The organism is Thalassomonas actiniarum (genome assembly GCF_000948975.2).
GTDB lineage: Bacteria > Pseudomonadota > Gammaproteobacteria > Enterobacterales > Alteromonadaceae > Thalassomonas > Thalassomonas actiniarum.
The window spans coordinates 566,507-587,713 of sequence record NZ_CP059736.1 but is presented as its reverse complement, the minus strand read 5'-3'; the positions used below and the strand labels follow the sequence as shown (position 1 = coordinate 587,713).

Sequence of the window (21,207 nt, the reverse complement as noted above, 5' to 3'; positions counted from 1 at the left end):
GCTTTACCGGGTAGCAATTACTTTGCACTACCGGCCTTTGCCACGCGGGCAACTTCATCCCGGTCGAAATGACCGTCTTCATTTCTGTCTATGCCCATACGCTGACCAGATCCCGGAGGCACACAGGTATAGGTAAGGTGGTTTCCGTCCTGTTTAGCTAATTTTCTCAGCTTCTTATCGGATATTAAGCTATCAGACATACTGTCTAACTTAAACAGGCCGTTGCTCTGCATCAAACCGCCGCGGGCTTCGCCGCCAATGACACCTTTAACAATCAGGTCACACTCAGGCACAGGTTTTTCGATCTTGGCGCGGGACACCAGTAAGTCGATACGCTCCTGTACCGGCTTATCGGCGTAGTTACCTTTGTTCAGGGTGATTTGCTGGCCGACAATCGGATTTAATTTCGAGTTGATCATATAGCTGAAGAGTTCAACATTACGTTTTTCTTCCTCAGAATTAAACTCAAAAATATCTTCCGATAATACTTCATAAACCGTCTGGCTGGCGCCGTCATGGTTAAAGCCGAAGCCGCGGATTTGCTCTCCCTTGTGCTCTTCGCCATTCTCGGCATCGCCGGTGCTGCCGAACATACCCACTTTTTGGTATAAGGCCCGTAAATGCGGGATCTTAAAGTCTTCTGCCCGGCCGGTATCCGCCACCGACATATTCATTAATCCTACGGTGCCGTATCGCTTGGCTGCCGGATCAATCTGGTGACAGGTATTACAGTCGACAATACCCTGGTCTATCTGGGCGCCAATATTATATTCTTTAAAACCGGCATGCTGTTTTTCCGTCAGGCTGTTATCCAGCGCCCGGATAGGGTTAGGCGGATATTCCAGCTGCATGGCAAAGTCGGTCAGTTGCTGCATTTCTTCTTCGGTTAATTCTTCGGCGCGCCCCTGCAGGTCAACGAAGGCAATATTAAAATCTTCAAACGCCTGCTCTTCGATGGTTTCATCTTCATCTCTGGAAGCCCCGGTACGGTCGCCGCGCCAGTGCATAGGTCCCTGTCCCGGCAGACCGCGTAAACTCTGGGTCACCATAGGTCCTTTCATCGGGTGGAAGAAGTCTTTAATTTCCGACTTGGGTCCCACACCCAGGTAAGTATTGGGGCTCTCGGCAACGGCGGCATCCGGGTCACCTAAATCCCAGGCCAGGTGATCCATATCGCCAAAGGTATGACAAGAACCACAAGCCGAATCCCCGCGGCTGGAGGTTAACGCCGCATCGTAAAGGAAAGGACGTCCTTTGGTGACACTTTCCGGCTCAGGGTTAGGCAGGAATACCTTGGCCGTTTCCTTGCCGGTGGCAAGATTAACTTCGGCAATGGCATTATCAAACCGGGTTAAGGTATAAAGTTTGTTTCTGCCTTCGTCAAGAATAATACCGCTCGGACCACCGCCGGTCAGCTTAATGTAATCGTCGCCGTTAGGCACAAAGGAGTCATCTTCTAACTGCTTGGTATTAAAAACACCGATTTTACTGGAACCGTAGGCGGCAACATAAAGCTTAGCGCCGTCTTTAGAAATCACCATTTCCATCGGCTGGGACAAACTGCTGTAATTCTCCGCCTTAGTACCGAGTTTTTCATTGTAGGAAGTGATATGTTTATTCAGGTTTAACGGTTTGACCTTATCACCGGAGATCAGGGTGATCTGGTTTTCAACAAAATGCCCCCTGAGGGTATCGCTGCGATCGCCTGAGCTGGCAAAGCGTACATGGTTTCGGGCATCTGTGTTGGAAACGTAAACATTACCGCTTTTAGGGTTAACCACCATGTTAAACAAGGTGGTGCCCACATGGCTGATAGACTCTATTTCTTTAGGGGTTTTCGCCATGGCATCGATCACAAAAACATCTTTATCCGGCAGGGAGAAACGCACCCTGTCATTCCAGGTCTTAGGCGCTGCCTTGGTCAGGGGATCACCGTTATCAACCCAGTTGCCGTCTACATATTTAACGATCAAACCGGTTTTAGGCTGTTCATTACCCTTGATATCAACATGGGGCGCCGCTTTGTCCAGGCCGCCTTTTAACATTTCCGCTTTCAAGGTCGTGGTTTGGTTACCCGACTGGAAAGCCGCGGCATAAACCCGGCTGCCGTCAGGACTGACCGCCAATGCCCTTGGGGTATCGCTGAATAAATTAATGATGGTTTGTGGTGTACCGCCAAGATCATCGCCGAGCTTGGTTGAATCAAACACCCAGACATCGGCCCGGCCTACGCCCGGTGTTTGCAGTTGGGGATCAAAAGGCGCATTCTGACCGCGGTGAGCGGCGGTAATAAAGGCTTTGTCTTTGTTCGGTCCGGCGAAAACGATATCCCGGGGTTCATCCCCTACCAGTAAGGTTTTTTTCACCGCCGGCACAGGTAAACTCAGATCAACAATGCTGACGCTGTCGGATAAATGGTTGACCACCCAAACTTCGCTCTCAGATTTGACCGCAACCGCAACCGGTTCCATGCCCACAGGCACAGAAGTTACATGGCTGAGTCCCTTGTCGGTAACATCAAAAATTTCCAGATGGTTATCCGGAGTATTGACGGCAAACAAACGCGAACCATCGGCAGATATTGCCATCGGTCTGACCTGCCCCGATTCAAATAAGACATAAGACGATTCGTTTTTCACATCACCGGCAGTGCCGGCTTTTTCGCCTTTCATCACTTTATTATGACTTGTCGCTTTAGCAGCAACTTCACTGGCATAGCTATAACCGGCGCCGGTCAAAAGAACCGCAGGGATCATGGCCTTGCATAATAATCGATTAAACGCGAAAGGACGCTTAATATTATTTTTTAGTATCATTTTTATTAAATCCTATTTAAATAAACTATCGCCGTTTCATTCTAGTTTTGGTCACCGGGCTGTAGTTAAATCCGCTTGTTTGCCTTGCAACAAGCAAGCGGAAAAATAACGGGCTCGATAACGCTATCGGGCGATTTACCTGTGTGAGTATGCTCCCGGCAAAGCCGGGAGCTTAACCTAAATTGAGATTGCCGTTCCCCACAAATTAACGGCTCCTCAAGAGATCAGCCTATGGATATAATGACATACCTCCTGTCCCCCTTCTCCTGAAAGCATTGAGAAATGCCCTCCGTCAACCGAATGACAAATCAGCCCCTGACCAAATACACTGCCCAGCTTCTGCTGATAGAAACCCATGTTAAATTTTGACTCCCTTGCCAATAACACCAGCGGGATTACCCCCTCCAGGGCTTGTGGCTTGTAAGCGGTAAATAAATCAACCTGGGTCCGGTATAACAGTGCCACTTTTTCTTTTTCTTCTACATCCAGCTCGTTATCAAGCTCAGGGAGTTCATCCCCGGCAAGCATCTGCTCTGAAATTTGCTGTTCACTGTCCTTGAGCAGTAATGTTTGCTGCTCAAAGTAGCTGTCTATCAACACCAGCTCGGCCTCATGCCCTTTGGCGCGTAGCCTTCTGACAATTTCCAGCGCCAGTACGCCGCCATAGGAGTGCCCGGCAATCAGATAGGGCCCCTGTGCCTGCTCTGACAAGATATAACCGGCAAAGTCTTCGGCATTGCTTTCAATCGTTGCAAAAGGTGTATTGTTATCCAACAACCCTCGATGATTAAAGGCTTTGACATTAAATCTGCCCGCCGCACCTCTGGCAATATCCATAAACATCTTCGCCAGTCCGGCAACCCCGGGGACAAAATAAACATCCGGTAAACCGACGTTATATTGTCCCAATACTTCACATTTCGGCAATGCCGCCAACTTAGCCTCCGGCGCCGTTAACCAGTCCGCCTGCTCGCGGATGGTTTGCAGCAAGAATAAATCTTTAATCGATATCTGCTTGCTATAGTGAACACGCATCCATAGCACCAGGCGGTTAATCAACAATGAATGTCCGCCAAGTTCAAAGAAGTTAGCGGTCACACTGATTTTATCCGCATCCAGCTTCAATAACGAAGACCAGATCTGCACCAGGGCTTGTTCAGGCTCGCTCTGTGGCGCCAGGTATTCGCTTTGCAGCAACAAACCATCAAGCGCCAATAACGCTTTTTTATCTATCTTGCCATTGGCTGTTAACGACCATTCATCAATAACAACAAAAACATCCGGCACCATGTATTCAGGTAAGGCGCTTATCAGAGAAGATTTTAACTCGTTGATAAACTTCGTTTTATCACCAGACGTCTCATACGTGAGATCTCCTTTGATATAAGCAACCAACTGTTTATCACTGCTGCCCTCTCCCTTGGCCAGGACCACGGACGAGTGTACTCCCTGACATACATTAAGCTGATGTTCGATTTCTGCCAGCTCAATCCTGAAACCGCGTACTTTTACCTGGTTATCCGCCCGGCCGATAAATTCTAAATTACCGTCGCTAAGATAACGCACCAGATCACCGGTTTTATACAAGCGGTCTCCAACCCTGTCGCTAAACGGGTTAGCAATAAAACTTGCCTGTGTTGCCTGTTCCTGGTTGAGATAACCGCGGGCAACACCTGCGCCACCTGAGTATAATTCCCCTATTGCGCCTAACGGCGTCAGGGCCCGGGAGCCGGTTAGCACATAAGTGCTGGTGTTTTGGATCGCTTTACCTATTGGTATATTCAAACCAAGTGTATCATCATTGTTAACCTGGTAACAAGTGGTAAACGTAGTATTTTCTGTCGGACCATAACCATTAATCACAGTTATGCCCGGAATATTGTCCCGTACCCGTCTAACGGCATCGACATTCAGGACATCGCCGCCTGCCAGCAAGTACTTGATATTACTGGCCTGAGCCGACATTTCACTCCACTGCTCGAATAAGCCCGCCGTCAACCATAAGGTGTTGACCTCATGCTCGACAATAAATTCTGTCAGCTGTTGTAAATCGATTTTTTGCTCACCGTAAATAATGCACTGGCCGCCGTTAAGTAACGGCCCCCAAAGCTCAAGCGTGGCGGCATCAAAAGCGATCGGCGCCGATTGCAAGAAACGGGTAGCTTCATCCAGGGGTACAAAATTACACTTAGTCACCAAACGGGTCACGTTATGGTGCTCCACCATCACCCCTTTGGGTAAGCCGGTAGATCCGGAAGTGTAAATAACATAAGCCAGTTCATTGCCTGCACTGATGTTTGCCGGCTCACTGCTCTCCTGTGCCAGCACCTTGGCCGCCAACTCGACATCATCGAGACAAAGCAGCTCAACATTGGCATTATCTTTAGCAAAATCAAGTACATCTGCCATGTGGCTGGCGGTCAGCACATACCGCACCCCCGTATCGGTTAAAATATGCTGCAACCTATTCTCAGGATAACCCGGGTCTAACGGCACATAGGCACCGCCGGCTTTGAGTATGGCTAATACCGCCACTACCATCTCTGGTGAACGGTTTAAACATACCCCGACAAAGCTTTCTTTTTCAACCCCTTGTGCCGATAAATAGCGGGCCAGGCGGTTGGCGCTTTCATCCAGTTCGCGGTAGCTCAGCTGGCTGTTTTCCGACACCAGGGCGATATTATCCGGAGTCTTGCGTACCTGCCTGGCAAATAATTCATGAATGCCCTGCTCGCTTGGATAATCAACAGCACTGTTATTAAGTGTCTCAAGCAGATACTGACTTTCCTGAGCGGTAAGCATGGCTAAGGAATTGATCTCGGTACTTGCCGTTGGTGTAAGCCCAGCCATCGCCGTAAGCAAGGTTTGCAGGTGATCATTAAACTGGCTGACATGCTCCCGGGTAAAGATGCTGCTATCAAAGGTCCAGTGCAGGTCCACGCCGTCACTGGTGATATTGATACCGATATCCAGATCAAATTTGGCAGTGATCCTGTCACTTGCCAGCGGCGACAGGGTCACCCCGTCCAGATCCAGCACATTGCTTTCACCGTTACTGCCCCCCAGGCCATAATCGCTGTTAGTCGTTAACATGATCTGGAACAGCGGCGTATGGGCGGTGCTGCGGGCAATATTTAACCGCTCTACCAGTTGCTCAAACGGCACATCCTGGTTGTTTTGGGCATCGAGGTGCACTTGGCGCACATGATTAAAATAATCCTCAAGTTTGCCATGGTCTGTATTCAGACGCAGTACTAAAGTATTGACGAAGAAACCAATCAAGGGTTCAAGCTCCGCCTGCATCCTGTTCGCAATCGGCGTACCGATCACGATATCCGGGCTGTTGCTGTGACGCGACAGTACCAGGGCCAGGGCGCCGTGCAGCAACATAAATGGCGTTAGCTGATAATGTTTGGCCAGCGCCTGTAACTGCTGTGCTACCTCGCTTGATAACTCCCCTGAAACTACATCACCAAGATGTTGTTTTTCCTCCGGTCTGGGTTTATCCAGCAGTAAAGCATGCACCGGCGGCACATCGGCTAACTGTTTGTCCCAGTAACTGAGTTGCGTTTCCAGCACTTCCCCCTGCAGCCATTGGCGCTGCCAATGGGCATAATCTGCGTATTGAATTTCCAGCGGCGCTAGAGGAGCAGCCTGCCCTGTGGTGATCGCCTTATATTGGCCGACAAACTCTTGTATCAACACCTGCATTGACCAGCCGTCGGAGGCAATATGGTGCATGTTAAATAACAGCGCTCCCGTGCCCTGGTTTTTATCCAACGCAATATAGCTGACCCGCACCATCAGATCTTTTGTTAAATCAAACGGCTGTTGCATATCCGCGTCAACTAAAGCCATTAACCGGGAGCGGCGCGCCGCTTCATCCAAACCGGTTAAATCCAACCGGGTCAGGTTAAAGTCTGCCTTGGGCAGAATGTGCTGCAAGGTTTCACCGCCTTGTTCCATCGCCTGCTCACGGTAGACAGTGCGCAGAATTTCATGGCGCTCGATAATACGAGCCAGTGCCAATTCAGCGGCATCGGCATCAAAATTCCCGCTCACTTCAAAGGCCGTCGGCATATTGTACTCGGGACTGCCTCCCTGGAGCTGGTCGATAAAGCTTAATCTTTGCTGGGCAAAAGATAATGCCATAGCGCCATTTTCTCTTGCCACTGGAGCAATAGCAGGCCTTAACGCCGCCTGAGAACCCGAAGTTATCATTTCGGCCAACGCCTGGATATGCGCGGCTTCAAAAACCGCTTTCACCGAGACTTCCACCTGCAGCTGTTTTCTGATCTCCGCCACTAAGCGTACGGTAAGCAGCGAATGCCCCCCCAGGGTGAAAAAGTTGGCCCGGGTACTGATATCTCCGGCATCCATTTTTAACAACCGGCCCCAGATTTGGGTCAGGATCTGCTCAATTTGTGTTTTCGGCGCGACATACTCCCCCTGCAGGGCGGTATTATCCGGCGATGGCAGGGCTTTTTTATCGATTTTACCATTGGCGGTCAGCGGCCATTGTTCGATCATCATAAAAGCCGGCGGCACCATATATTCAGGTAGCGTCTGATGTAGTGCTTGTTTTAACACCTCGATAAAGGTTCCCGCATCGGATGCCACCGCTTGATAATCTTTCGGATTAATATAAGCCACCAGTTGTTTGTCTTTGGCTTCATTTTCCCGGGCAAGCACCAGGGCGCTGTCAAGCTGTTCACTCTTGGCTAACTGACTTTCAATTTCACCCAATTCTATCCTAAAGCCCCTGACTTTTACCTGGTCATCCACCCGGCCGATAAACTCCAGGTTACCGTCGGCCAAGTAGCGTACCAAATCACCACTTTTATACAGGCGGTCATCTGCGCTGTCGTTAAAGGGATTAGGTATAAAACAGTCCTGGGTCAGTTGCTGCTGGTTTAAATATCCCCGGGCGACACCTTCGCCGCCGATATAAAGCTCACCTGCAACGCCAAAAGGCGCAAGCTGCTTATGCTGATCAAGAATATAGAAGCGGGTATTGGCCACCGGCCGTCCAATATTGGATGTTTCCTGCAATAACGTAAAACTGCTGTTGATGGTGGTTTCTGTCGGTCCGTAGGCATTGGCTCCCGGCAGACCATGCTTAACACAATAGTCTTTCAAAGCGGCAAAAACCGAAGGCGTTAACAAATCACCACTGGAAATCAGCGCCGGTGAGACCGGCATATCCAGCTTGACGATTTCATCAAGCATTTGCGGCGTTGCGTTATAAACATCAACCCGGTGCTTAGCAATAACCTGACTGATCAGAGTCGGATCTGTGGTTTCATCCTCCGACAAAATCACCATCTTGCCGCCATTAAGCAATACCAGCAGGCCTTTTATCGAGGCATCAAAGGCAAATGACGCACCGGAAAGCCAGGTAAGATCTTGCGCCTGTGCCATAGCCGCCATCTGCTGGGATAAAACCTGATTAAAGGCCAGGATATTACGATGCTCAACCATTACCCCTTTAGGTTGCCCGGTCGAGCCCGAGGTATAGATCACATAAGCCAGTTGTGATGCTGTCACCACTTGTTGAGGGTTTTCCGCCGACTGTTTTGCCAGGACTTCCTGCAGCTGAGGATCATTGAGCACCAACAGCTGAATTTTCTCTTTGCCGCCGAGGTTATCAACAAGACTTTGCTCTGTGATCACAGCTTTAACTGAGGTATCTTCAAGCATATAGCGGATCCGTCCCTCTGGATAATTGCTATCGAGCGGTACATAAGCGCCACCGGCTTTGAGTATCGCCAGGATAGCCACCACTATATCCATAGAGCGCTTAAGATACAGGCCAACTAAGGTTTCCGCACCAACCCCCTGCGCCATCAAATGATGGGCCAAACGGTTGGCCTTTTCGTTAAGTTCGCGGTAGTTAAGCTTTTCATCGCCAAAAACCAGGGCGATATCATCCGGAGTTTTGGCCGCCTGCCCGGCAAACAATTCATGAATCCGCTTATCCTGCAGGTACGTCAGCTTGGTCTCGTTGAGGCCATAAAGTAAGTGTTCGCTTTCCTGCGGTGACAGCATGGCCAAGGTGCTCAGCTTAGTGCTTGCTGTCACGGCATCTTCCGGCATCAACTGCGCCATAGCCGTTAGCAAAGTTTTCAGATGTTCGTTAAACACCCCGATATGCCCGGCACTAAAGATGCTGGTATCAAAGGTCCAGTTTAAATCCACGCCACGCTCACTGATATTCAGGCCGATATTAAGATCAAACTTGGCATTGATATGTTCACTCGAGAGCGGCGTTAAGCTGACGCCATCCAGCTCCAGCGTATTATTTTCACCGTCACCAGCATCCAAACCAAAATCGGTATTGGTGGATAACATGATCTGGAACAGCGGCGTATGGGCGCTGCTGCGCGGAATATTTAACCTGTCTACCAATTGCTCAAACGGCACATCCTGGTTGCTTTGGGCATCGAGGTGTACCTGGCGCACATGCCGTAAATAATCTTCAAGGCTGTCATGCCCGGTATCGACGCGCAACACTAAGGTATTGACGAAGAAGCCGATCAGTCCCTCAAGCTCCACCTGCATCCGGTTGGCAATCGGTGTACCGACCACGATATCCGAAGTATTGCTGTGGCGCGACAACACCAGGGCCAGGGCACTATGCAGCAACATAAAGGGGGTTAACTGATACTGTGACGCCAGCGCCTGTAGCTGCCCGGCAATCGCCGGCGGCAACTGGCTGGTAATCGTATCACCCTTATGTTGTTTAACCTCGGGTCTGGGTTTATCCAGGGTTAAGGCATGCACAGGCGGCACATCCGCTAACTGCTTGTCCCAGTAATTAAGTTGTGCGTCAAGCACCTCTCCCTGCAACCATTCCCGCTGCCAGTGGGCATAATCCGCATATTGGATGCTCAAGGTAGCTAGAGGACTGGCCTGGTTTGATGCGAACGCCCGATACAGGGTAACAAATTCCCGGATCAAGACTTCCATCGACCAGCCGTCGGAGGCGATATGGTGCATATTAAAGAGCAATGCCCCTGTGCCAAGGTTTTTATCTAGCGTGACAAAACTGGCCCTAACCATTAGATCTTTTGTTAAATCAAAAGGTTTTTGCATATCGGCATCTATTAATGCCATTAACTGCGACCGGCGATCATCCTCGTCAAAAGCCGATAAATCATGTCGGGTGAGGGTAAACTCCGTCCCGGACAGGATTTTTTGTAAGCTCTGTTCATCATCTTCCAGGTAAACGGTGCGCAGCACCTCGTGACGCTCGATAATAGCGCTCAGCGCCTGCTCGGCAGCATGGCTGTCAAAATCACCGCTCACTTCAAACGCAGTCGGCATATTGTACTCGGGACTTCCACCCTGCAGCTGGTCGATAAACCATAATCTTTGCTGGGCAAAAGATAACGGCATCACATCGCTTTCCCGCGGCACGGCCTGTACCTCACGGCGCAGCACGGCTTGCGATCCCTGTTCGATGATCTCTGCCAGGCCTTTTATGGTGGCGGCATCAAACACGGCTTTCACCGGTATTTCTACCTGCAGCTGTTTGCGGATCTCCGCCACTAAACGCACCGTTAACAGCGAGTGTCCCCCCAGCTCAAAGAAGTTGGCACTTGCACTGATTTTATCTGCCTCCAGCTTCAACAGCGAAGACCAGATCTGTGCCAGGGCCTGTTCAACTTCTGTCTGCGGAGCGACATATTCGCTTTGCAGCAATACCCCTTCAAGCGACAGTAAAACCTTCTTGTCGACCTTGCCGTTTGGCGTTAGCGACCATTCATCCACTATCACGAAAATATCCGGCACCATATACTCAGGTAAAACAACAGCAAGCGAAGTTTTCAGCTCAGTAATAAAGCCGGCTTTCTCTTCCTGACTCTCATACGCCAGATTACCTTTAACATAAGCAGCCAGCTGTTTGCTGCTGCCTTCACCTCTGGCCAGTACCACGGCAGAATGCACTCCTTGGCATAAATGGAGCTCATGCTCGATTTCCGCCAACTCAATTCTGAAACCGCGCACTTTCACCTGGTTATCGACCCGGCCGACAAATTCGATACTGCCGTCGCTGAGGTAACGGACCAGATCGCCGGTTTTATACATGCGATCACCGGCTTTGTCGCTAAACGGATTGGCAATAAAGCTTTCCTGTGTCGCCTGCTCCCGATTGAGATAACCGCGGGCGACCCCTTCGCCGCCGGTATATAATTCCCCGACCACACCTAAAGGTACCAGGGCCCGGGCGCTGTTTAGCACATAAGTGCTGGTATTTTGAATTGCTTTACCTATCGGCGTCCCCGCATCAAGGTCATGGTCCCTGTGGATCCAATGACAGGTGGTAAAGGTGGTATTCTCGGTCGGACCGTAACAGTTGATCACCTGAACACCGGGTAAATTCTTATGCACCCGCTTAACCGAGTCGGCATTGAGGATATCTCCCCCCGACAGCAAGTATTTAACACTGGGAGCCTGTGCCGCTATTTCGCTCCACTGGTCGAATAATCCCGTGGTTAAAAATAAGGTGTTAACTTCATATTTAACGATAAAGTCTGTCAGCAAGTGTAAATCTATATGTTGCTCACCAAAAATAAGACACTGGCCGCCGTTGAGTAACGGTCCCCAGAGTTCAAGGGTCGCGGCGTCAAAGGCAATTGGTGCTACCTGTAAGAAGCGGCTGTTTTCATCTAAAGGCACAAAATTGCTGTTGGTCACCAGGCGGGTCACGCTGTGGTGCTCCACCATCACCCCTTTGGGCAACCCGGTAGAACCCGAAGTATAAACAACATAGGCCAAACTGTTACCGGCATTAACTTGTCTGTGTGCTTTATCGCGTTGCGGCTCACTGCTCTCTTGTGCCAACACCTCGGCCGCCAGAGTGGCACCATCTAGACAAAGCAGCTCAACACCGGCATCATCTTCGTCTTTGGTTTTAGCAAAAGCCAGCACATCCGCTAGGTGACTGGCGGTCAGCACATGCCCTACCCCGGTATCGGTTAAAATATGTTGTAACCTGGCTTCGGGATAAGCGGGATCTAACGGCACATAAGCGCCGCCAGCTTTGAGTATAGCCAAAATCGCCACCACCATTTCTGCTGAGCGGTTTAAGCACACCCCGACAAAGGTTTCCTGCTCAACCCCTTGCGCCAATAGATAACGGGCCAGGCGGTTGGCGCTTTCGTCCAGTTCGCGGTAGCTAAGTTGGCTGTTTTGAGATACCAGGGCAATATTATCCGGGGTCTTGCTTACCTGCTCAGCAAACAATTCATGAATGCCCTTATCGCTTGGGTAATCGACGCTACTGCTATTGATGGTCTCAAGCAGATATTCGCTCTCCTGAGGCGTTAACATAGCTAAGGTATTGATCTCGGTATTGGCAGTATCAGCCGGTGTAAACTGCGCCAGCGCCGCAAGCAAGGTTTCCAGATGGGCATTAAACTGGCTGACATGTTCATGGCTAAAAATGCTGGTATCAAAGGTCCAGTGTAAGTCCACACCGTCCCTGGTGATATCGATACTGATATCGAGATCAAATTTGGCGGTGATCCTGTCACTTGCCAGCGGCGATAAGGTCACCCCGTCCAGATCCAGGGTATTCTCACCGCCGTCACTGCCGGCCAGGCCATAATCACTGTTGGTAGATAACATGATCTGGAACAGCGGCGTATGGGCGCTATTGCGGGCAATGTTTAGCCGCTCCACCAGTTGCTCGAACGGCACATCCTGGTTGTTTTGGGCATCGAGATGCACCTGGCGCACATGATTGAAATAATCTTCCAGCTTGCCATGGCCTGTATCCAGACGCAGCACTAAGGTATTGACGAAGAAGCCGATCAATGGCTCAAGCTCTGCCTGCATCCGGTTCGCGATCGGCGTACCTATGACAATATCCGAGCTGTTGCTGTGACGGGACAACACCAGGGCCAGGGCACCATGCAGCAACATAAACGGCGTTAGCTGGTAATGTTTGGCTAATGCCTGTAACTGCTGTGCTACCTCGCCCGGCAAGCGGCCAAAGACGGTATCGCCAACATGCTGTTTTTCCTTGGGCCTGGGCTTATCCAACATTAACGAATGCACCGGCGGCACATCATCGAGTTGTTGCTCCCAGTAACCAAGTTGCGTCTCCAGTACTTCTCCCTGCAGCCACTGGCGCTGCCAGTGGGCATAATCCGCGTATTGAATGTCCAGCGGCGCTAAGGGATCTGCTCCTCCGGCAGTGATCGCCTTATACTGGCTGACAAACTCCCGAATCAACACCTGCATTGACCAGCCGTCGGAGGCGATATGGTGCATATTAAACAGCAAGGCGCCCGTGCCCAGATCTTTATCCAGGGCGATATAGCTGGCCCGCACCATCAGATCTTTGGTTAAATCAAATACCTGCTGCATATCCTCGTCAACTAAGGCCATTAACCGGGAGCGGCGCGCCGCTTGATCCAGCTCGGTTAAATCAAACCGGCTCAGGCTAAAGTTCGCTTCGCTCTGAATGTGTTGTAAGGTCTCACCGCCTTGTTCAGCACTGTGATAGACAGTGCGCAAGATTTCATGGCGCTCGATAATACGTGCCAGCGCCTGCTCGGCGGCATCGGCATCGAAATTGCCGCTCACTTCAAAGGCCACCGGCATATTGTACTCGGGACTGCCCCCCTGGAGCTGGTCGATAAAACTCAACCTTTGCTGGGCAAAGGATAACGCCATGGTCTCGTTTTCACGCGCCACGGGGACAATAGCAGGCCTTAACGCCGCCTGTGCTCCCGAAGCTACCGTTTCCGCCAATGCCTGGATATGGGCCGCTTCGAAAACCGATTTCACCGAGACTTCTACTTGCAGTTCCTTTCGGATCTCCGCCACTAAACGCACCGTGAGCAGCGAATGTCCTCCCAGGGTGAAAAAGTTGGCCCGGGTGCTGATGTCTTCGGCATCCATTTTTAACAACCGGCCCCAGATTTGGGTCAGGATTTGCTCAATTTCCGTTTGCGGCGCAACATATTCCCCCTGCAGGGCACTATTATCCGGGGATGGCAGCGCTTTTTTATCGATTTTACCGTTGGCGGTCAGCGGCCATTGTTCGATCATCACAAAAGCCGACGGCACCATATATTCAGGTAGTGTCTGATGTAGCTCTTGTTTTAAGGCCTCGATAAAGGTTCCCGGTTCGGACAGGGCGCTACTCTCCGCTACCGGATTAATATAAGCCACCAGCTGTTTGTGTTTGCCTTCATCTTCGCGGGCCAGTACCAGGCTGCTTACGACCTGTTGATATCTGGACAACTGGCTTTCAATTTCCCCCAGCTCAATCCTGAAACCCCGGATTTTCACCTGATCATCCACCCGGCCGATAAACTCTACATTGCCGTCGGCAAGGTAGCGCACCAAGTCGCCACTTTTATACAGGCGATCATCCGCACCGTCGCTAAAGGGGTTGGTGATAAAGCAGTCCTGCGTCAGCTGCTGCTGGTTTAAATATCCCCGGGCGACCCCTTCGCCGCCGATGTAAAGCTCACCCGCGACACCAAAAGGTGTCAGCTGTTTATGCTGATCAAGAATATAAAAACGGGTATTGGCCACCGGGCGCCCGATGTTTGACGTCTCCTGCAATAGCGTAAAACTGCTATTGATGGTGGTTTCCGTCGGTCCGTAGGCATTGGCCACGGCGCGCCCATGTTTTAAGCCGTAATCTTTTAAAGCGGCAAACACCGAAGGGGTTAACAGATCGCCGCTGGAGATCAATGCCGGTGAGACCGGCATATCCAGCTTGACGATTTCATCGACCATTTGCGGCGTCGCATTATAGACATCCACCCGGTGCTTAGCGATAACCTGGCTGATCAGAGTCGGATCTGTGGTTTCTTCCTCCGACAGTATCACCATCTTGCCGCCGTTAAGCAGCACCAGCAGGCCTTTTATTGAAGCATCAAAGGCAAAAGAAGCACCGGAGAGCCAGGTAAGATCTTGTGCCTGTGCCATGGCCTGCATTTGCTCAGATAAGACCTGATGAAAGGCCAGGATGTTGCTGTGCTCCACCATCACCCCTTTAGGTTGACCGGTCGAGCCCGAGGTATAGATCACATAAGCCAGTTGCGATGCACTCACCACTTGCTGAGGGTTTTCTGCCGATGCTTTTGCAAGAGAATCCCGGGTATTGGCATCATCAATCACCATCAAGGCAGTATTCTCTTCATTGCTGAAGCGTTCAGCAAGGCTTTGCTCTGTGATCAATACCTGCACCCCGGTATCGTCCAGCATGTAGCGGATCCGTCCCTCAGGATAGTTGCTGTCAAGCGGCACATAGGCACCACCGGCTTTGAGTATCGCCAGAATCGCCACCACCACCTCCATAGAGCGGCTGAGATAAAGGCCAACTAAGGTTTCCGCGCCAACCCCCTGCGCCATCAAATGATGGGACAAACGGTTGGCTTTTTCATTAAGTTCACGGTAGCTCAGGGCTTTATCGCCAAAGACCAGGGCGATACTCTCCGGGGTTTTGGCCGCCTGTTCGGTAAACAATTCATGAATGCGCTTATCTTGCGGATATGCCAACTCAGTTTTATTGAGGCCATAAAGCAGGTGATCGCTTTCCTGCACTGATAACATGGCCAGGCCGGTAAGCGCTGTGTTTGCTGCCGGTTGCTCTTTAGCCGTCAGCTGCGCCATGGCCGTTAATAAGGTTTTCAGGTGCTGGTTAAACTGCCCGACATGCTCGGCACTAAAGATGCTGGTATCAAAGGTCCAGTTTAAATCCAGCCCTTGTTCCGTGATATTCATGCCGATATTGAGATCAAACTTGGCGGTGATGGCATCACTGGCAAGCGGCGTTAACGTTACCCCGGCTAGATCGAGCGAATTGTCCGCATCTCCTAAGCCGAAATCGTCGTTGGTGGACAACATGATCTGGAACAGCGGCGTATGGGCGGTGCTGCGCGGGATATTTAACCTGTCAACCAATTGCTCAAACGGCACATCCTGGTTGCTTTGGGCATCAAGATGTACCTGGCGCACATGGCGTAAATAATCTTCAAGACTCTCGTGGTCGGTATCGACACGCAGCACCAGGCTGTTGACGAAGAAGCCGATAAGCCCCTCAAGTTCCGCCTGCATCCGGTTGGCAATCGGCGTACCGATCACAATATCCGAGCTGTTGCTGTGGCGCGATAACACTAAAGCCAGCGCACTGTGCAGCAGCATAAAGGGGGTTAACTGATACTGTGAAGCCAGCGCCTGTAACTGCCCGGCAACAACCGGAGGTAACTGGCCGGTGATGATATCTCCCCGGTATTGTTTGACCTCGGGTCTGGGTTTATCCAGCGTTAAGGCATGTACCGGCGGCACATCCGCCAACTGTTTGTCCCAGTAACTCAGTTGCGCTTCAAGCACTTCATCCTGCAGCCATTTCTGCTGCCAATGGGCATAATCCGCGTATTGGATACCCAGGGGAGCCAAAGGACTGGCCTGGTTTGATGTGAATGCCCTATACAAGGTAACAAATTCCCGGATCAAGACTTCCATCGACCAGCCATCGGAGGCGATATGGTGCATATTAAAGAGCAAGGCGCCGGTACCAAGGTTTTTGTCCAGCATGACAAAACTGGCCCTTACCATTAAATCTTTTGTTAAATCAAAAGGCTGCTGCATATCGGCATCAATTAATGCCATTAACTGCGACCGGCGTTCCTCATCATCACAAGCGGATAAATCATGTCGGGTGAGGGCAAAAGCCGTGCCGGGCAGGATTTTTTGCAGCGTTTGTTCATCCTCTTCCAGATAGACAGTGCGCAGCACCTCGTGGCGTTCGATAATAGCGGTCATCGCCTGCTCGGCGGCATGGCTGTCAAAATCACCGCTGACCTCAAAGGCCAGTGGCATATTGTACTCGGCGCTGCCCCCTTGAAGCTGGTCGATAAACCATAACCTTTGCTGGGCAAAAGATAACGGCATCAGATCATTTTCCCGCGGCACGGCCTGTACCTCACGGCGCAGCACGCCTTGTGAGCCCTGTTCGATGATTTCCGCCAGGCCTTTAATCGTGGCGGTATCAAACACGACTTTCACCGGTATTTCCACCTGCAGCTGTTTGCGGATCTCCGCCACTAAACGTACCGTCAGCAGTGAGTGTCCCCCGAGGGTAAAAAAGTCGGCATTGGTGCTGATTTCTTCCGCTTCCAGTTTTAATAACTGGCCCCAAATCCGGCTCAGGGCTGTTTCGGTTGCCGTTTGCGGGGCAATATACTCTCCCTGCAAGACACTGGCATCGGGGGAAGGCAGGGCTTTTTTATCGATTTTGCCATTGGCGGTCAGCGGCCACTGTGCCATAAAGACAAAGGCCGACGGCACCATGTAATCGGGCAAAGCGCTTTTTAAGCCCTGCTTTAATGTTTCGCTCAGTGCAAGTTGTTCATCTGCGCTGAGCTCGCTGCTTTGAGCTTTGACATAGGCCACTAACTGTTTTTGACCCGTTGCCCCTTCCCGGGCAACCACCTGGCAGCTGTCGACTTGCTGATAAAGGGCTAACTGATTTTCAATTTCCCCCAGCTCAACCCGGAAGCCGCGGATCTTGATCTGATCATCGATACGGCCCAGACACACCAGGTTGCCATCGGGTAACCAACGCACCAAGTCGCCGGTGCGGTAGGCGTATTCACTACTGCGTTCTCCCACCTCAAAGGTATTGGCAATAAACTGCCTGTTGGTGAGGTCCGGGCGATTTAAATAACCCAGGGTGACACCGGCGCCAGTGATCAACAGCTCGCCGGTCGCACCGAGAGGTGCCAGGCCGCCCTCTTTGGATACTACATAAAACTTAGTATTATCAATGGGTTTACCAACTAAAATACTGGTTTCATTGCCTTCTACTTTATGGACACTGGACCAGACTGTGGTTTCGGTCGGGCCATACATGTTCCAAAGTTCGATGTTGGCATTGCTGAGTAATTGTTTGGCCAGGCTCAGGCTCAGGGCTTCACCGCCACATAATATCTTGATATGCGAATCCGGCTGCCAGTTGCTGTCAACCAGCATACGCCAGGTGGCCGGTGTCCCCTGGATAATATTGATGTTATGTTTTTTAATTAACGCCATCAGCTGGTCCGCATCCGAGGTGGCATCTTTAGACGCCACCACTAAGCGGGCACCGCAAACCAGAGGTAAGAACAGCTCCAGGCAGTGAATATCAAATGAAGTCGAAGTGATCGCCAGTAAGCTGTCATCCGCACTTAATCCCGGTTTTTCTTTCATGGCAAACAGGAAGTTGACCAGATTGGCATGCGCCACCAATACCCCTTTGGGGTTGCCGGTAGAACCTGAGGTATAGATCACATAAGCCAGCTGGCTTTCTCCCGGGGAATTTAACAGGTTTTCACCTGAAAACTCGCTGCACAGCGCCTGGATATGATCGAGCTTAATGATCTGAATGGCTTCTTCAGTGCCTATTTCTTCGGTTATGTTTTCTATCGTTAAATGTGATTGTGTGACCAGGTGTTTAATACCTGTGTCCCGGAGAATATATTGCAACCGGGCCTTGGGATAACTGGGGTCTAGGGGTACATAAGCCGCCCCCGCTTTGAGAATGGCCAATATGCTGATCACCATCTCCGCCGAGCGGTCAACACTGACCCCCACCAGGGTTTCTGTGTTCACCCCCTGCGCCTGCAGGTAACGGGCTAACCGGTTGGCGCGGGTATTCACTTCCCGGTAACTCAGCTGCTGATCTTTAAAAAATAAAGCGGCTTTATCCGGGGTCTGCCCAGCCCGGCGTTCAAATAACTCATGCGCCAGCATATCCTGAGTCCGGATGATTTGCGGGCCCCGGGCAAAGGTCTGTAAGGTATCGAGCTCTTGTTGCGGCAATACACCGCTTAGCTCCCTAAGCTCGGGATCGGCAGATGTGGTTATGCCTGCCAGCGAGGTTAACACCATCAACAAGTGTTCATTAAGCTGGCCGATATGCTCGCCGGTGAAAATACTGTTATCGTAAGTCCAGTCTACCCCTAGTCCCTGATCACTGATATTGATGCCGATTTCCAGATCAAACTTGGCGGCAATTTTATCACTGGCTAGTGGCGCAAGTGACACCCCGGCTAAATCCAGGGTATTACCGCCGGATTTATCCCCCAGGCCAAAATCATTATTGGTGGACAACATGATCTGGAACAGCGGGGAGTGGCTGTTGTTACGGGGAATTTTTAAGCGTTCGATCAACTGTTCAAAAGGCACATCCTGATTATCTTGTCCGTCTAAATGTACCTGGCGCACATGGGCGAGATAATCTTTAAGCCGCTGGTGGCCGGTATCAAGGCGCAGCACCAGGGTATTGACAAAAAAGCCGATCAATCCCTCAAGCTCTGCCTGCATCCGGTTCGCCACCGGGGTGCCGATAATAATGTCCTTGCTGTTACTGTGGCGTGACAACACCAGCGCCAGGGCGCCGTGCAGCAACATAAAGGGGGTTAACTGATGGTGGGAAGCCAGCATCTTAAGCTGCCTTGCCACCCCGGCGGACAACTGCCCGGAAACACTGCCGCCGCTGTATTGCTTGATTTCGGGTCTGGGCTTATCCAGCAGCAGGGAGTGCGCCGGCGGCGCATCCGCCAGCTGCTTGTCCCAATAACCCAGTTGTTTTTCCAGCACTTCTCCCTGCAACCATGCTCTTTGCCAGTGGGCATAGTCGGCATACTGGATCTCAAGAGGCGGCAGCTGCGCTGTACTGCCCTGGGTAATTGACTGATATAAAGTCACAAACTCACGAATTAACACTTCCATCGACCAACCGTCGGAAGCGATATGATGCATATTAAATAATAACGCCCCCCTGGCCTGGCGCTGCTGTGCCTTATCGCCTTTATCCAAGACGACAAAACTGGCACGGATCATCAAATCTTCTTTTAAAACAAACGATTGCTGTGTATCTGCATCGATAAGTGCCGTTAACTTTTGCTGTTGCGCCACAGGTTCAAGCGCCGACAGATCATGCAGTGTAAGGGTAAAGTTATGATCTGTTATCAAATGCAAACCGGGCTGGTCATCATCTTCAATATAAACCGTACGTAAAACTTCATGTCGCTCAATAATCGCCGACAGCGCCTGCTCGGCGGCATGGGGATCAAACTCCCCCTTCACTTCAAATGCCAGCGGCATATTATATTCTTCGCTGCCTCCCTGAAGCTGGTCGATAAACCATAACCTTTGCTGGGCAAAGGAAAGGGCTTTTTTATCATTTCCGGCGGGAACTATTTTTGCTTTTGCAGATTTTAAAACATCTTTTTCCTGGGTTTGATGCAGATATTCAATAATCTTCTCGAGATTATTTTTAATCAACAAAGTATATTCGGGCGTCAAGCCTCCCTTTAATGCTCTTGCCTTTAGCTTTCCTTTCTGCAAATAGACTTCAATGCCTTGTTCAGCTAGTTGCTGAACCAGGATTTTTGTTTCATTCATTTAAAACTCAACCTCATCAAGAAGTTCACTTTTAACTGAATCCAGATCGCGCTTAAACACATTTGTGCTAATGATTTATACCACACTTGTTATATCTGAAAATTCAAACAGATCTTTCACATAAAATGGCATCCCAAATAGGCTCCAATCTACGCTTCAATCCGAACTAAAAGTGAATGCCCCCAAATTCAAAGAAATTGGCGGTTATGCTTATTTTTATCCGCATCCAGCTTTAATAGCGAAGATCAGATCTGCACCAGAAATTTATCAATATCCGTTTCTGATACGGCTTACCCGGTTTACAGTAATTCCCTTTAAAGAGCGGGTCATGCCTTTTCATCTATCTTGCCATTTGCCGTTAACGACCATTCATCGACAAACACAAAACATCCGACACTGGGTGAGCAGACAAAACTCGCGCACAAGAAACGGGTAACTGCGTGGCAAACGCGGCTTTCATCTTCGCTCTCATGCGTGAGATCCCCTTTAACATCAGCGACAAGTTTTTATCACCACAGCCTTCTCCCTTGGCAAGGGGCACGAACAAGTACGGGGTTTGACGAGAATTAAACTGATTTTTGCTCTCTTTCAGCTTAATTCTACAACTAGGTACTTTACGGTAAACGCTAAATTACCGTCGCTGAGATAACGGACCAGATCGCCGGTTTTATACCGGCGGCCATCATCGTTATCACTAAAAGGGTTGGCAATAAACTTGCCTGTGTCGTCTGCTCCTGATGTAAATAGCCGCAGACAACCCTGCACCACCTGTGAAAATCCCCATTCTCCCCTAAAATATCAGGGCCTGAGACGGGTTTACACATATGTGCCGTTGTTTCGGATCGTTTTACCTATTGGTATATTCGGCTTGAGTTTAACACCATTGTTAACATGGTAACAAGTAGTATTTATGTCGGATCGTGGCAGCTAAGTACATAAATCCCGGGAATTTTCTCCTGTACCCGGCTAATTG

2 protein-coding genes are annotated in these 21,207 nt (G+C 50.4%); both read right to left on the bottom strand.

Annotated features, from left to right (window positions below; translation table 11 throughout):
• Positions 1-17: 17 nt before the first annotated feature.
• Positions 18-2,816 (bottom strand): YncE family protein, encoded by a 2,799-nt coding sequence (locus SG35_RS30720; RefSeq protein WP_274055507.1) that lies wholly within the window; start codon positions 2,814-2,816, stop codon positions 18-20.
• A 216-nt stretch (positions 2,817-3,032) separates the two neighbouring features.
• Positions 3,033-20,234: a non-ribosomal peptide synthase/polyketide synthase gene (locus SG35_RS30715; protein WP_044833301.1), complete on the bottom strand. Its 17,202-nt coding sequence runs from the start codon at positions 20,232-20,234 to the stop codon at positions 3,033-3,035.
• Positions 20,235-21,207 lie beyond the last annotated feature (973 nt).